We start from the raw sequence: 15,224 nt of genomic DNA, 5'->3' as shown, positions 1-15,224 counted from the left end.
TACTAAGCGAAAATGTTTATTTAAATCACGTATTTCTATATACTTATAATATGACCTACAAGGATGGTGTGTTTCATGATTAAACCAGATATCGTGTCGATCTTGAAGAATAAAATACAAAAAATTACTGTAAATGACTCCGCGAACATACTCGTAGGTCCCATTAATTTGCCTGTGAACCTTGAAGGAGAGACCGTCAATTTCAAATGGTACAGCTGGCTTAATATAACCGATAAAGAGTTGCTTAAGGGGGATAGCGAAGACATGACGGAGGCATTAATCTCCCGGTTGTCCTCTTTTAATCTAGCCGAAGGGCAACAGTCAAGTGTACTGGTATACGGTGATTTTGAGGGGTCGGAGGAAGCGTTAATACGGATGCACAGCATATGCCACACCGGCGATATTTTTGGCAGCAAGCGCTGTGATTGCGGTTTTCAGCTTCACCAATCCATGAAAATGATCGTCGACAATGGATCGGGTGCCCTGTTCTACTTAGCTAACCATGAGGGAAGAGGTATCGGGTTGTTCAGCAAGGCAATGGCTTATATTTTACAGGAAGAAGGATATGATACTGTAGAAGCGAACCTCGAATTAGGTTTTTCGGATGATGTTAGAAGCTACTCCGATGCCATTAGTGTGCTCCAGCATTTGCGCCAAAAACCGGTAACTCTAATTACTAATAACCCTAAGAAGCTTGAAGCCTTGAAAGCAGCAGGGATGAACGCCGTCAAACGGGCTCCGCTCTGGGGTGATGTATCCATTTTTAATGAGAAATATTTGCGCACTAAGGTTGCCCGTTCAGGTCATTTGGAGGTCGTAAAAGATACGAATCTAGTTGAGGGAAGACTGGCTTAAGTAAGAAAAAAAGCGGAATCACTACCATGAAAATCAAAATGGGTGGTGATTTTTTTATATGTACATTATAATGGATAGTTGAACCCTATACTTAGATTAGAGAGGTACACTATGACTGCGATACAAGTGCAGGACTTAAGAAAAACATTCAAAGTCCAGAAAAACCGCGAGGGTCTAAAAGGGGCCTTCGCTGATTTGTTTAAACGGGAATTTCAGGAAGTGACAGCGGTTAAAGACATATCCTTCAATATTCCTGAGGGAGAAATCTGTGGTTACATCGGGGAGAACGGGGCCGGTAAGTCTACGACGATCAAAATGCTTACAGGCATTCTGGTACCTACCTCCGGCAGTCTAACCGTTGGCGGTTATGTACCCTATTTGGAGCGGGAGAAATTTGTCCGTAATATCGGAGTGGTCTTCGGGCAGCGCAGCCAGTTATGGTGGGATATCGGTGTTATTGAGTCTTTCCAGCTGTTACGTAAGGTCTACCGGGTGTCTGAACAGGATTTTAAGAAACGTTTGGATGAACTCGTAGAACGATTGGAACTGCAGGAATTGCTCAATCGTCCCGTCCGTAAGCTAAGCTTGGGACAGCGGATGCGTTGTGAGTTAGTCGCTGCTTTACTGCATAATCCTTCCATTCTGTTTCTTGATGAGCCGACCATTGGTCTCGACATTGTGGTGAAGTCTGAAATCCGCGAGTTTCTCAAGGATATGAACCGCCAGCATGGTACGACAATTTTGCTGACAACGCATGATTTACAGGATATTGAAGCTCTTTGTTCACGGGTTATTATGTTGGATGACGGACGTATTATTTATGACGGGGGTCTGGATGAGCTTAAGCAGCGCTGGGGAACCGGACGTGAAGTCATTTTTCAATTCGGAAAAGCAACGAAGCTCCAGCAGCTTGAACATTGGACAGAGGGTATGCCTGTTTCCTGGTCCGCTGAGAATGATCTTGGCGCGAAGGTCTGGATTCCGCTTGATCTGAATGTATCGGATGTGCTGGGACGTGTTGTAGGACAGGCAGATATAACGGATATCAAAATCATCGAGACCAATACGGATGACATCGTGCGCAGTATTTACAAATCAGGTTCCGCGGAAAAGCCGGAAGACTCTGCAGATGGGAAGGACGAGGAAGAGGTTATCCATGTCTAGTCTCGAAACCAAGAAAAGTGGACGCAAACTTCTCTTAGGAGCTTATATTGATTTTATACGCATCCGATTCCTCACCATGCTGGCTTATAGAGTGAACTATTATACCGGTATTCTAATTTACTCTCTTAATATCGGTGTTAACTATTTTACTTGGAAGGCTATTTATGGGGAGGGCGGTTCGGCAGGTGTTACTCTAGGCGGCTTCACTTTAACACAAATGACATCATACCTAGCCGTATCATGGATGGCCCGTGCATTTTATTTTAATAACTTGGATCGAGAAATATCTACGGATATTCGGGATGGAAGCATCGCTATACAATTCATTCGGCCTTATAACTATGTTCTGGTCAAAATGATGCAGGGGCTCGGAGAAGGGATGTTCCGGTTCATGCTGTTCATGATACCCGGTATGACCATTGCTATGCTGTTATTTCCGGTGCAACTACCGACAGATCCTGCGGCTTGGACGGGTTTTCTGGTCATGTTGTTCTTCAGCTTTCTGATCAATACACAGATTAATGTGATCACAGGACTCTCCGCATTCTTTGTTGAGAATAATGAAGGCATGATGCGTATGAAGCGTGTAATCGTCGACTTGTTCTCCGGATTAATCGTTCCGATCACTTTATTCCCAGGCTGGCTGTCCTCCATTCTGAAGCTGCTTCCTTTCCAAGCTATTACTTATCTCCCAGGGTCTGTTTTTACGGGACAAGTGAAGGGTGTAGGGATTTGGAATGTGCTTGGAATTCAGATCTTTTGGTTTTTGGCACTGCTGATTCCAATGGTCTGGTTATATCATGCAGCGCGGCAGCGGCTGTTCGTGCAGGGAGGATGAGCTAAACTTGTATTACTTGGGGCTAATTATCGAGTATATGAAAAATTATATGAAAACCCGGCTGACCTACCGTGCAGACTTCTGGGTAGAGGTCGTATCTGATTTGTTATTTCAAGCTACCAATTTCATCTTTATTCTGGTGATCTTCATGCATACCAACAGTCTTGCAGGTTGGAGTCAAGGGGAAGTCATTTTTGTATACGGCTTCTTCATGGTTCCCTTCGGACTGTTTGGCTGCTTCGTTAATATGTGGAATTTCAGTGAGCGCTACATCACCAAAGGTGAAATGGACCGAGTACTAACACGGCCCGCACATAACTTATTTCAAATATTTCTCGAGAATATAAATCCGCCTTCTTTATCTGGTTCCATCATCGGACTGATTATTATGGCGATCAGCGGTACACAGTTGGGACTGCCGTTCGAATGGTGGACTATACCAGCACTGATTATTCTGTCACTAAGCGCCGTGGCGATCTATACGGGCATCTATACAGCCTTAACATCGTTGTCATTTTACTCGGATGCGCCGACAGGTATTATACCGCTGATGTATAACATCCAGAACTATGGCCGTTATCCGGTAACGATCTACAATCGGGCAATTCAGGTGCTGTTAACTTGGATTTTGCCGTTTGCTTTTGTAGGCGTGTATCCCGCAGCTATATTTCTACAACGAACAGAGATGATGAAGATTGCACTCTTAACCCCTGTTATGGGAGCCATCTTTGCGGGAATCGGTTTGGTAGCGTGGAACTATGGAGTTAAAAAGTATAAAGGTGCAGGTTCATAAGCTTTGGTTTTCTTTAAAATAATAAGAAACGGTTCGGAACATATTTGTTCTCGGACTGTTTTTTTGTTTGTAAGCTTTTCCTCAAAGTCTGATTTTTGGTTAAAATGAACGAACGCTCAAAAAACGTCTACAAACATCACGGGTCGGGCAATCGGGGCGTATGAGTACCGTGTCGAGCTGGTAAATGAAAACGGTGTAACTGAGAGCAGCAATATGAGGGTTAAGGTATCATATTTACTGTGAGTTCTCCATAATGGAAGATAATGTGTTGAAAGTGAAGGGAGAATAGTATGAAACCTTACTTAGTAGGTGTTGATCTCGGAGGAACCAATATAAAAGCAGGGATATACCATTCAGACCTAAGGGCAGTAAATGAGATCTCGATTCCAACCGAAGCGGCTCTAGGGTCGTCACATGTATTGGGTCGCATACGTGAGGCCGTTCGTGTACTCATAACAGAAACGAGTATACCGTTGGATCAGATCAAAGGCATGGGAATAGGCATACCTGGTCTTTTAGATCCTGTGGAGGGATTGTCTATATTTTCTCCAAACTTTTCGGACTGGGACCATGTACATATAATTAATGAGATGAAGGAATATTATGATTTTCCTGTTTATATAGATAATGATGTGAGGGTTAATTTGTATGGTGAATGGCTGCATGGTGCTGGTAGGGGTTATAACAACCTCATTTTGCTCACGCTTGGGACAGGCCTAGGCTCCGGGATTGTTAATGATGGAAAGGTAGTATACGGTACATCCTACAGTGCTGGAGAAATCGGACATATGAACATGTATAGAAATGGGCGACCTTGTAAATGTGGTAGTTCTGGTTGTTTGGGCAGGTATGTGTCAGCGGTTGGAATGGTAAATACTTTTAAAGAAAAGCTGCGGGATGGGGGAACAAGCCTTATTCAAGAGTGGGTTAATTATGATCCTGAAGCTATTCAAGCGGTGATGATCTCCAAAGCTTACGATCTTGAAGATCCCTTGGCTATTGAGGTGATGCACGAGACAGGTAGCCTACTTGGTTTCGGATTGTCCAATGTTATTAATATGTTTAACCCAGAGCTCATTATTGTGGGTGGTGGTATGGCCGCAGCGGGGGATAGATTGTTGAATACTGTTCGCGAGACCGTAAGCAATCATGCCCTCAAGCTTTCCGGAAGTAATTGCAGGATTGTTCAAGCGGAGTTAGGTAACCGTGCTGGAACCATTGGAGCGGCTTCATATGCTCATAGTAAGATGCTTGGATATTAAATACCCTCATCCGTCTATTTAAGCAAAATAAAATTACAACCTATGTTTCTCTCACAGGGCTCTGAAGTCCTGTTTTTTTTGGAGGATATTTGAATTTAAAGGGAACATGTAGCTTGGTATAATAAAATGGATTATTTCACCATATATTCACATATATATATTATTTCGACAGTGTTCAACATTATCTATCAGTGAATCTCTTTAGGCCAAGTTGTATACTAAAGGCAGTTAAAAATAGGTGATATTCCTTTAATAGTGAAATATTTACTTATTCCCCGCTCTGCAATAAACGAGGGATATTTAATGTTTTGCGGTTTTGTGTTGCCCATTTTTAACAGTCCAACGGTCCAAGTGGGCCCCAAAGGAGAGTTTGTGTGAGCAGCATTATTCATGAACTGAAAACCGTAGTGGATTTGTTAAATGAGAGGAGTCAATCAACCCCCGACCGAATTGCCTTTACTTTTAAGGATGGGGACAACGTGTCCCAATTGACTTACAGAGAGCTTGCAGTTCGTTCAAAGATGATAGCCGCTTCTATTATGATGATAACTAAACCCGGCGATCGGGTGGCCTTGCTTCACGCTTCTGGGCTGGAGTTCATCGTTTCTTTCTTTGCATGCCTCTACAGCCGTACTGTAGTTGTTCCTTTAGAAATACCCAAACCGTCCGAAAGTCTCGCCAGGCCTCAGCATGCGGTCAGAGTTACAGGAGCTCAGGTTATCCTAACCTCCCGAAAAGTACTGGATTATATTACTACTCTATTAGATGAAGAAGATGATCTGTCTTTACTGCACTGGGTCACTGTAGATGAATTGAACGAGATTCCTTATATCAGCCAGGAAGCGGATAAGCATGCAGCAGCCTTTATCCAGTTTACTTCAGGTACAACTTCACAGTCTAAGGGCGTCATTTTAACTCATGATAACCTGCTTCATAATGTGGAGAATGTCAGCCGTAAATTTGCCTTATCGGCACAGGATGAAGCAGTCATTTGGCTTCCCCTCTATCATAATTTAGGACTTATAGGCGGTGTTCTTGCCCCTCTGTATGCGGGTTTCCCTGTTCATCTGGTTAGTCCGCAGGAAATCCTGCGCAGACCAGCCTTATGGCTTGAAATGATTACTGAGAAAAAGGCCACAGTCAGCGGAGCGCCTAACTTTGCCTTTGATCTGTGTCTGGCACATGTTAAACCTGAAGATTGTGCAAAAATAGACTTAAGCAGCTGGGAGATTGCATTTTGCGGTGGAGAGTCTGTACGCAGTCGAACGGTAGAAGGATTTGTGCGTAAGTATGCTCCCTATGGGTTTCAGCGGAGTACTTTCTATCCTTGCTACGGATTGGCAGAATCCACTTTAATCGTATCCGGTGGAGTGCGGGGATGTGATCCTGTTATTCTGCATTGTGATCCAGCCCATCTGGAACAAAATCTAGTAACTGAGGTCATGGAGTCACCGGAATCGCGTACATTAGTCAGCTGCGGAAGTCCTGTCTCCGATCAGGATATCGTGGTAGTCGATACGGGTACACTGACCGAACTCCCGGAGAATGCTATAGGTGAAATTTGGCTGCGCAGCCGATCCATAGCCAAAGGTTATTTAAATGATAAGCTCCGTACGGACGAAACTTTTGAACATACTTTGGCTAATGGAGACGGCGGCTACATGCGTACAGGAGATACCGGATTTTTACGTGACGGGTATTTATATCTTGTAGGTAGAATTAAGAACTTATTGATTATACGCGGTAAAAACTTCTATGCAAACGACCTGGAAGCTTATATTCAAAGTTTTCATTCCGGTTTTCTGGCGGGTGCAGTATTTTCGATGGAGTCCGAGGATGAGGAGCGTGTGATAGTTCTTCAGGAGATGGATGGAGAGCTTACAAGCAGTGAGCGTGAGTCTATGATTCGGAATATTCGCCAAGGCTTGGCCGGTAATTACGGCTTTTCTCCATTTGATGTAGTTTTGGTTGCTTCTAATTCACTGGCCAAGACCGTCAGCGGTAAAGTTAAGCACTATGATTGCAAGTTAGCGTATCTCGCAGGGGAATTGTCCGCCTTGGAGGTTACTGATTCACAAGGAGAAGAGATCGTATGAACTTAGTAGAAATAAGGAATTGGTTGGTCGAGCAAATTGCGGAGGCTACTGATGTATCTAAGGATATCGTCCAAATAGATGAACCTTTCCTACACCTAGGTCTCGATTCAGTGAAAGCAGTAATGGTTACAGGCCAAATCGAGGAGAAGCTGCATGTTGTCTGCTCCCCTACGATGTTTTACGATTATCCGACGATTGAGCAGTTGGCACGTTATTTACATGATGGAGCATCATCATCTGAACGCATACTTCCAGTACAGATTAGCCATTCGGAGGAAGCGGAGGATATTGCTATAGTAGGACTCTCCTGCCGCTTTCCCGGTGCAGAGTCACCGGAGGAATTCTGGAACAATCTACTAGAAGGTAAGCAGTCAATCTCCGAGATTCCATCATCCCGTTGGGATCTTGCAGAATATTACAGTGATAATCTTGAGGACAAAGGGAAGATGTATACCCGTTGGGGCGGTTTTTTGGAGCGGATTCGTCAGTTTGATGCGGGGTGCTTCGGGATTTCACCGCTGGAAGCCGAGGTTATGGACCCGCAGCAGCGAATGCTGATGGAGCAAAGCTGGCTGGCTTTTGAAGATGCGGGAATAAGACCTTCCGAGCTTGAAAATAGTGATGTCGGTGTATTCGTGGGCATCAGCACTAACGATTACTCTAAGCTGCAGCATCAGCCTACGCGGATTACCGCTTATCATGGGACCGGCAATGCTTCGAGCATAGCAGCCAACAGGCTATCTTACTTTTATAACTTTACGGGTCCAAGTATTGCACTGGATACGGCATGTTCCTCATCCCTAGTAGCACTACACCAGGCTTGCCGCAGCTTGAAAGAGGGGGAGAGCAGCATGGCTTTGGTTGGGGGAGTGAATCTTATCCTGCACCCGGGCTTATATGTTAATTTCTCAAAGGCACGGATGATGTCGGAGAGCGGACGATGTCATACCTTTGATAAGCGTGCTGACGGTTATGTGCGGGGAGAAGGCTGTGGCATGGTTGTACTGCGTAAACTCAGTGAGGCCGTGGCGAAGGGTGACCGAATATACGCGCTGATCAAAGGCTCCGCAGTGAACCAAGACGGCCGCAGCAATGGATTAACCGCACCTCGGGGCACCTCCCAGCAGAAGGTTGTTGAACGGGCTATTTCTCAAGCGGGTCTTGGTGTTAACGAGATTGGGTATATCGAGACGCATGGGACAGGAACGAAACTGGGCGACCCTATTGAAGTAAATGCATTAAAGGAAGTATTTGCACACAAAAATATAGGGAACTGCCATCTAGGTGCTGTAAAAACCAACATTGGACATCTTGAGGCTGCAGCCGGAATCGCAGGATTGATTAAGGTCTGCCTGATGTTCCGTCACCAAATCATTGCTCCACATCCGGATTTACAGACGATAAATGAACACATCTCATTAGAAGGAACAGCACTAACAATTCCAACAAAGCCAATCGAATGGAAAGACAAGACGAAGAATGCAGGAATCAGCTCTTTCGGTTTCGGGGGAACAAATGCTCATGTAATCCTACAGTCTTATCGTATGCCCAAAAGGTTAGGGGCGCGGCCTTACAGGTACAATGGACATTTATTAACCATTTCAGCCAAAAGCGAGGCATCGCTTCGTGAAATGCAGGAGTCCTATGCCCAGTTTCTAGAGTCAAATTCCACCAATCTTAATCTTATTAATCTCTGCTATTCCGCACACTGCAAGAGGGACTTGTTCCCCTATAGAGTAACTGTTGCCGGACGGACAAGCGAAGAGCTCCTTACTCAACTAAGAGCAGCAGAAGGTAAGGCCATCAGTAGAATCCCAGGTAAAATAGCTTTTGTCTATGGGGGGCAAGGTTCCCAGTATCCACAAATGGCCCGAGAATTGTTTCAAAGTTCTCCTGTATTCCAGCAAGCTTTATCCAGCGGATTAAGTGCTCTTGATCAAGAAACTTCAGATGAGGTTCTTCAAATTCTATTTGGCGGAGATACAACCCTGAATGAGAAAATCCATCAGACGGAGTATACGCAAATCTCACTGTTTCTAATTCAATACGCACTTACTCGGTTGTGGAACAGCTTTGGGATTTTCCCCGATTATGTAATGGGTCATAGTATCGGTGAATACGCGGCCGCCTGTCAGGCTGGAATGATAGAGCTTGAGGATGCTGTAAAGCTTGTGCGCATTCGCGGTAAGTTAATGGGTTCTACTCCTGTATTGGGGGAGATGGCAACCGTTCAAAGTTCGGAACAAAACATTCGATCATTAATTTCGGAAAAAGGATTTTCGTTATCCGTAGCAGCAGTTAATGCGCCGAATCAGACGGTTATTTCAGGAACAACCGAGGAGATAGATTCATTTGGAGAACTGCTGAAGGCTCAGAGTGTTCCTTTTAAAAAGCTGACCGTATCCAATGCATTTCACTCCAGCCTAATGGACCCTATTCTGGAGGAATTCCAACAAACGGCCAAAGAGGTACAATATCGTTCGGGACATATACCCTTAATTTCTAATCTGAACGGTCAGCCATGTCATGAGATATCCCCTGAATACTTAAGGGATCACCTGCGAGGAACGGTTCGGTTTCATGATTGTATATGCTTCTTCAGAGAAGAGAAGGTCGCAGTTATTGAAATCGGCCCGGGCGGTCTGATTAAGATGGCCCGGCGTCATGTAAAGGGCGACCTTGTTTGGGGATCGAGCTTGGATAGAGAAGGGGACGATTGGGGAGTCATCCATCAGAGCCTTACAATGTTGGCAGATCGGGGATTAGCAATAGATTGGAACGGTTATTATACACCGCTTCAACCTGAATTAGCTAAGCTGCCTTCATATGTCTTCAATCGCCGTGAATATTGGATGGAAGAAGATTCAAATGTTGTTCAATCGGGTGAACCTGTCATACACCCTGATGTATTGGAGATCATGAATCATCATCTTGAAACCATTCATAACCAAAGCACATATAAGTTGAAAAGGGGATAACTTGCCATGGAACAACGTTTGTTGGATCAGCTTTTAGAAATAGTGAGGAAACAATCGAACGCTCTGGAGCTGCAAAGCCAGGTGATGCTTGCTAACGGTCCTCCAGGAACAATAAACATACAGAAATTGACGTCTCAGCATGAATATGAAATAAAGAACGGTTCTCCTTCGATCTCAGCTGTAAAGAATGTTAAGAATGAAGTCATGCAGCTGGTAAGCCGAATTACTGCTTATCCCCTTAGCGAATTGAGGGTTACCGATTCACTTAAGGGTGAGCTCGGATTTGATTCGTTGATGATGATGGAGCTTCAAAGTGAGCTCAGAAAGCGGTATCCCGACCAAGAGGTCATCCTTCCTCTGGAAGTAACTGATCTATCGATTAATGAGCTTATAGATCTGATTGACAGTACTAAAGAGCTAACGCCGATTAAAAAGCTTGAACCTACTGTAAGGCAACCTGAAGAGGAGATTATTTCTCTGTCACTGGTTCAACCACAATTTGATGTACAGCAATTCCCCGAATATGTCGATCTGAAAAAACGAATCGATTCGGCGGGTGCAGTCAATCCTTATTTCAGACTACGGCAAGGAATTAATACGGATACAGTTCTAATGGATGGTAAACCCTATATTAATTACTCGTCCTATAATTATCTTGGTTATGCAGGCGACGTTCAAATGATTACCGCAGTTCAAGAGGCAGTGGCTGAATATGGAACATCTGTATCTGCCAGCCGATTGTTATCCGGTGAGATTCCGCTTCATGGGGAGCTCGAGGCTACTGTATCCCGGTTTGTTGGAACAGAGGATGCTCTGGTCTACACAGCCGGGCATGCGACCAATGTGTCGACGATAGCGAAGCTTGTAGGTAAAGATGATATCGTACTTCATGATGAGCTGTCTCACAACAGCTTGATTCAAGGCTGCCTATTGTCGGGAGCTCAAAGGGTATCTTTTCCTCACAATGATTGGGAGGCACTAGATCGAATTTTAACTCGTACAAGAAGCCATCGCCGCCGTGCCTTAATTGTTATAGAAGGGATCTACAGTATGGATGGGGACATCCCGGATTTGCCTAAATTTATTGAGGTGAAGAAGAAACATCAAGCCATGCTCTATATTGATGAAGCTCATTCGATTGGAACAATAGGGGCTACAGGCAGAGGGATTTGCGAATACCATGGGGTGTCTCCTTCAGAAATAGATATATTGATGGGCACACTCAGTAAATCCTTCTCCAGCTGTGGAGGATATGCCGCCGGTTCAGCTGCCATGATTCAGTTTTTGAAATACTTGTCGGATGGATTTATTTTTAGTGCGGGGATTACACCGGCGAATGCGGCGGCAGCACTTGCAGTGATTCAATCTTTAGAAAAAGATCCTGCTCCGGTACAGAGGCTTCAGCAAAACGCTAAGTTATTTCTGGAGCAATGCAAGCTGCTTGGATTACAAACGGGATTAAGCTGCGACACACCGATTATCCCGATTATTGTTGGCGGCTCTGACCGCACTCTCCAACTTACTGAGTATTTGTATCAGGAAGGAATTAACGTATATCCGATACTTTACCCTGCCGTTCCTGAAGAAGCAGCCTGTGTCCGCTTTTTCATTACTGCCAATCATTCACGGGAGCAGATCGAGTGGACGGTCAAGCTGGTAGCTAAAGGAATACAATCTCTGGAAAAGGAGCCTGTAATGATATGAACCTTGTTATTGGGGGGAATGGTGGACTAGGATTGGCGATTACGGAAGAGCTTTTGTCCAAAGGAAAGGCCGTGACAGCTACCTATCATCATTCAAAAGAGGCTTTAACCAGCCTTAAGGCATCTCACCTTACGATGAGACCCTTTGATATTAAGGTGGATCAAACGCTGGAACCACTATTAAGTGGTGTTAAGACGGTGTACTTTTGTTTAAACGTGCCTTATCAGGATTGGTATTCGGTTATGCCGCAGGCACTCAAGCGTATTACCCAAAGCCTTAAGCCCAATCAACACCTTGTATTTCCGGGGAACGTCTACGGTTACGGTAAATTTCAATATGTACCTGCTGATGAGGATCATCCCAAAGCGGCACTAACTCGTAAGGGTAAACTCCGCAATCAGCTGGAGGAATTATTGAAAGAGCAAGCAGGCAGTCAAGGTTTCCGTTATGTGATCCCTCGCTACCCCGATTATTACGGTCCAAACGTGACCAATAGAGTATTTGGTCCCATATTTACGGGCGCGTTAAAGGCCAAAACCATCTCCTGGCCGGGAAATCTGCATGTACCGCATGATCTAATCTATATCCGGGATGCCGCTAAGGCGGCTGTGCTGCTAGCTGATAGCGGCGAAAGCGGAGAATGGCATGTGTCGGGTGGAGGGGCAATGGAGGGACAGCAATTTCTCAATATTGTTCAAGATGCGGCGGGCAGTTCTAGGAAAAGCAGAACCTTGCCTAGCTGGGCTGTTGGATTGGCCGGAATCTTCGACAAGGAAGCCAAAGAATTTCATGAGCTTCTGTATGAATTTCAGTATCCCTTAATGTTAAATGAGGCTAAATTCACGAAGCGATTTCCGTCGTATGCAGCTACACCACACCCAGAAGCTGTCAAAGAAACATTAAGTTGGTTTCGGTCCATCCCGAAGTGAAGCAGAATAAGAAGGAGGCGTTAGAGTCCATGCAGGTCATAGCAGTGTCACTTGGATCAGGATCTGCCTTTTCAATATCGGAGCTTCTGCCTTACCTATCATCAGAGCACAGGCTCGTGAGCAGACGGCTGAAACGTGAGGATGATTTGCGGAGATCTATAATCGGAGATATTATGGTTCGATTGATCGCCATGGATATCGAGGGACTGCGTAACGATGAAATTCGTATTGAAAAAGGAGTGTTTGGAAAGCCGCGGCTTCAACATATGCGTGAACCATGGGAATTTAACCTCTCACACTCCGGGAACTGGGTTGTTGGGATTGTGGGTCGAAAAGGCCATCGTGTCGGTATTGATATTCAGAAGATGGGTGTTGTAAATCCTTCCCTTCCTAGATATACAATGTCACCTTCAGAAATGCAGAAGTACCTTTCCTTGAATCCCAATGAACAGAAGCAGTATTTCTATGAGTTGTGGACGCGGAAAGAGAGCTATCTAAAGATGGAGGGAATTGGTATAACGGTTCCGTTGGGATCTGTTTTTTCAAATGAGAGTTCAATGAATTCTGAATTAGCTTCTCCTAAGAACGGAAACCCGGTTTACTTCAAGCAGTATTCACTTGACTCCAGTTATAAGCTTACTGCTTGCTCAACAGATTCCCGTTTTCCTGGTGAATGTTTGGTTGTAAGATCCTCGGACTTGGCTGAGGTATTCCTCCGCCGCTGCCGAGAACAATCGGCACAGACCTGCTCGGGAGTGAATGATAAGCTTACGGAGTTCGTCCCTATAGAGGCTGAAGTTGAAGAGAGAGGATTACAGCTTCAGTAATATCAATATGAAAAGCAATGACGATTGGATTTGGCTTTCGTTATTGCTTTTTTTACGAAGAATTGTACGCACCCATATGTCGCATGATATGCTGTATATATATTACAATCAGGAGGATTACGATGAAACGAGACACTCAGCAAGTCCCTTTTGGTTACGAGTCGCTGGTAGAACAACGTAAAGGAACACTAGTATTTTACGACTCATTTGAACATATAACTGACCAAGAGCTGCAAGTCGCGGCAAAGGCAGCCGTAGATCTCCAGTTTACCAAGCTTGTCCTATATCCACTGCATGAGGAAACTGTAAGACGGATGTCAAAAGAGCCTGTGCTCTCTTTTCATAAGAGAGAGGACCGTCTGCATGAGTGGAAACGGGAGCAGGGGCGTTCCTACATTACAGTGGAGGGATTGGAAGGAAAGCGCAAGAAATATACACCTATTGATTCTGCGCTCCGTCATATCTCCGACGTCTATCCGTCTCCTTATTTTCTCTATCTAACCCCCGAGATGGCTAATCAGTTCGCCTCCTTTTCTTCTTTCGAAGAGTGGATCGTGAAGCTGCGCCTGCTGCTCTCTGCTGCACCTACCCGTGTTCATCCCCGTTTGGAGAAATACCGGCATCGCTGGAATGTAGTTGGAGATGTAGATTCAGGTTCATGAGTTGAAGGTATAAAAAATAGTTGATAAGGTGGTGTTGGGATGTCTGTTATACATAGCTTCAATCTTAGTCTCTCTCCGGTAGAAGCCCTGTCTTTAGTCAAGGCTGGGCTGGGGGAGAATACAGAGTTAATTCATGAGGAACTAAATAATATGGGGCCAGATCTATCTATAGGCACATTGATTTATGAACGTTATTTTCACAGATCTGGTAATCAGGCAGGACTTGTGATCATTATTGATAATTTGCAGGGAGTCACTAATGTTCGGTTAATTTCGGTAGGGAGCTCAGGCAGTAAGTATTTTAAAATAGATTGGGGTGCTGGCAAGAGCTTTGCCTCGTCCGTGGAGAAGATATTATTCATGTATATAATCGATTGAGGCGAGCCTAACGGCTCGTTTTTTAGTTAGGGTATTGGAAAAGAGTTATCATACGTTTCAAGCCCTCGTATTTTAAAATTTAATTAAAATTTGATTGACGAATTGTAACAAGGTATGGTTTTATATTATGTAGACCAATCGTTATAACTGTAAAGGAAGTGTCAGGCATGTCCAACAAGCCTAACTCACGTGAGGCGATTCTCGATACGGCTTCAAGATTGTTCTTCACACAAGGCTATCACGCAACAGGTCTGAATCAGATTATTAAGGATAGTGATTCCCCTAAGGGTTCCTTATATCATTATTTCCCAAAAGGGAAGGAGGAACTGGCTTTAACCTGTATTAACCGTACTAGTGAAGTTGTTGCTCAGAAGCTAAGGAACCATATCGAAATCAGTGGGAGCACAACAGAAGCGATGGTGGAATTTATTCAAGGAATGGCGATGGATGCGGTGCAAACGTCGTTTAAGGGAATAGTTCCCTTCAGTTTCTGGTTAGCGGTGGAGACATCCTGTATTAGTGAGGAACTGAGATCCGCATGTCAATCCGTTTTTAAAGACTGGCAGGATGTCGTTATGCTTCGACTCATGGAAGAAGGTGTTGAGGAACGGTCTGCTGCGGATAAGGCCTCCGTTGTCATCTCTTTATTTGAGGGAGCGCTGCTTCAGACACTTACTTACCGGGATGAAGGCCCGTTGCTTGCAGCGGCTAAGATGATTCCTGTATTGCTTGGCTAAA

13 protein-coding genes are annotated in these 15,224 nt (G+C 44.6%); all 13 read left to right on the top strand.

Annotated elements, in window-relative coordinates; translation table 11 throughout:
• Nucleotides 1-75 precede the first annotated feature (75 nt).
• Nucleotides 76-855, top strand: a complete 780-nt coding sequence (locus tag PWYN_RS20650) for a GTP cyclohydrolase II (protein WP_036655773.1) — start codon at nucleotides 76-78, stop codon at nucleotides 853-855.
• Between the two features lie 111 nt (nucleotides 856-966).
• A complete protein-coding gene (locus PWYN_RS20645) occupies nucleotides 967-2,019 on the top strand; it encodes an ABC transporter ATP-binding protein (RefSeq protein ID WP_036655767.1) in 1,053 nt (350 codons plus the stop codon).
• Nucleotides 2,012-2,857 carry an ABC transporter permease gene (locus tag PWYN_RS20640; protein ID WP_052088232.1) on the top strand — a complete coding sequence of 282 codons (846 nt, stop codon included), beginning with the start codon at nucleotides 2,012-2,014 and terminating at the stop codon, nucleotides 2,855-2,857. The genes PWYN_RS20645 and PWYN_RS20640 overlap by 8 nt, the downstream gene beginning before the upstream one ends.
• 37 nt (nucleotides 2,858-2,894) lie before the next feature.
• Nucleotides 2,895-3,650 carry an ABC transporter permease gene (locus tag PWYN_RS20635; RefSeq protein WP_240479855.1) on the top strand — a complete coding sequence of 252 codons (756 nt, stop codon included), beginning with the start codon at nucleotides 2,895-2,897 and terminating at the stop codon, nucleotides 3,648-3,650.
• Nucleotides 3,651-3,940: 290 nt separating this feature from the next.
• Nucleotides 3,941-4,912, top strand: coding sequence for an ROK family protein (locus PWYN_RS20630; RefSeq protein WP_036655765.1), 972 nt, complete (start codon nucleotides 3,941-3,943; stop codon nucleotides 4,910-4,912).
• 374 nt (nucleotides 4,913-5,286) lie between these two features.
• Nucleotides 5,287-7,008, top strand: coding sequence for a fatty acyl-AMP ligase (locus tag PWYN_RS20625; protein ID WP_036655764.1), 1,722 nt, complete (start codon nucleotides 5,287-5,289; stop codon nucleotides 7,006-7,008).
• Nucleotides 7,005-9,986 (top strand): type I polyketide synthase, encoded by a 2,982-nt coding sequence (locus PWYN_RS20620; RefSeq protein ID WP_036655762.1) that lies wholly within the window; start codon nucleotides 7,005-7,007, stop codon nucleotides 9,984-9,986. Before PWYN_RS20625 ends, PWYN_RS20620 begins: the two co-directional genes overlap by 4 nt.
• 6 nt (nucleotides 9,987-9,992) lie before the next feature.
• Nucleotides 9,993-11,690: an aminotransferase class I/II-fold pyridoxal phosphate-dependent enzyme gene (locus PWYN_RS20615; RefSeq protein WP_052088230.1), complete on the top strand. Its 1,698-nt coding sequence runs from the start codon at nucleotides 9,993-9,995 to the stop codon at nucleotides 11,688-11,690.
• On the top strand, nucleotides 11,687-12,619 hold the full coding sequence (locus tag PWYN_RS20610; RefSeq protein WP_036655761.1) for an NAD-dependent epimerase/dehydratase family protein: 933 nt from the start codon (nucleotides 11,687-11,689) through the stop codon (nucleotides 12,617-12,619). Before PWYN_RS20615 ends, PWYN_RS20610 begins: the two co-directional genes overlap by 4 nt.
• 29 nt (nucleotides 12,620-12,648) lie before the next feature.
• Nucleotides 12,649-13,446: a 4'-phosphopantetheinyl transferase family protein gene (locus PWYN_RS20605; RefSeq protein ID WP_036655760.1), complete on the top strand. Its 798-nt coding sequence runs from the start codon at nucleotides 12,649-12,651 to the stop codon at nucleotides 13,444-13,446.
• A 122-nt stretch (nucleotides 13,447-13,568) separates the two neighbouring features.
• A complete protein-coding gene (locus PWYN_RS20600; protein ID WP_036655757.1) occupies nucleotides 13,569-14,108 on the top strand; it encodes a hypothetical protein in 540 nt (179 codons plus the stop codon).
• A 39-nt stretch (nucleotides 14,109-14,147) separates the two neighbouring features.
• On the top strand, nucleotides 14,148-14,486 hold the full coding sequence (locus tag PWYN_RS20595) for a DUF6054 family protein (RefSeq protein ID WP_036655754.1): 339 nt from the start codon (nucleotides 14,148-14,150) through the stop codon (nucleotides 14,484-14,486).
• 167 nt (nucleotides 14,487-14,653) lie between these two features.
• Nucleotides 14,654-15,223: a TetR/AcrR family transcriptional regulator gene (locus tag PWYN_RS20590; RefSeq protein ID WP_036655750.1), complete on the top strand. Its 570-nt coding sequence runs from the start codon at nucleotides 14,654-14,656 to the stop codon at nucleotides 15,221-15,223.
• Nucleotide 15,224 lies beyond the last annotated feature (1 nt).

Origin of the sequence: Paenibacillus wynnii, from assembly GCF_000757885.1 — a bacterium.
GTDB lineage: Bacteria > Bacillota > Bacilli > Paenibacillales > Paenibacillaceae > Paenibacillus_AQ > Paenibacillus_AQ wynnii.
This window is presented reverse-complemented; position numbering and strand designations above follow the sequence as displayed.

Excerpts from the sequence above, each read along its gene's own strand:
- PWYN_RS20630 (WP_036655765.1), top strand. The coding sequence starts at position 3,941 with ATGAAACCTTACTTAGTAGGTGTTGATCTCGGAGGAACCAATATAAAA.
- PWYN_RS20615 (WP_052088230.1), top strand. The coding sequence starts at position 9,993 with ATGGAACAACGTTTGTTGGATCAGCTTTTAGAAATAGTGAGGAAACAA.
- PWYN_RS20650 (WP_036655773.1), top strand. The coding sequence starts at position 76 with ATGATTAAACCAGATATCGTGTCGATCTTGAAGAATAAAATACAAAAA.
- PWYN_RS20590 (WP_036655750.1), top strand. The coding sequence starts at position 14,654 with ATGTCCAACAAGCCTAACTCACGTGAGGCGATTCTCGATACGGCTTCA.
- PWYN_RS20635 (WP_240479855.1), top strand. The coding sequence starts at position 2,895 with ATGAAAAATTATATGAAAACCCGGCTGACCTACCGTGCAGACTTCTGG.
- PWYN_RS20620 (WP_036655762.1), top strand. The coding sequence starts at position 7,005 with ATGAACTTAGTAGAAATAAGGAATTGGTTGGTCGAGCAAATTGCGGAG.
- PWYN_RS20640 (WP_052088232.1), top strand. The coding sequence starts at position 2,012 with ATGTCTAGTCTCGAAACCAAGAAAAGTGGACGCAAACTTCTCTTAGGA.
- PWYN_RS20595 (WP_036655754.1), top strand. The coding sequence starts at position 14,148 with ATGTCTGTTATACATAGCTTCAATCTTAGTCTCTCTCCGGTAGAAGCC.
- PWYN_RS20645 (WP_036655767.1), top strand. The coding sequence starts at position 967 with ATGACTGCGATACAAGTGCAGGACTTAAGAAAAACATTCAAAGTCCAG.
- PWYN_RS20605 (WP_036655760.1), top strand. The coding sequence starts at position 12,649 with ATGCAGGTCATAGCAGTGTCACTTGGATCAGGATCTGCCTTTTCAATA.
- PWYN_RS20600 (WP_036655757.1), top strand. The coding sequence starts at position 13,569 with ATGAAACGAGACACTCAGCAAGTCCCTTTTGGTTACGAGTCGCTGGTA.
- PWYN_RS20610 (WP_036655761.1), top strand. The coding sequence starts at position 11,687 with ATGAACCTTGTTATTGGGGGGAATGGTGGACTAGGATTGGCGATTACG.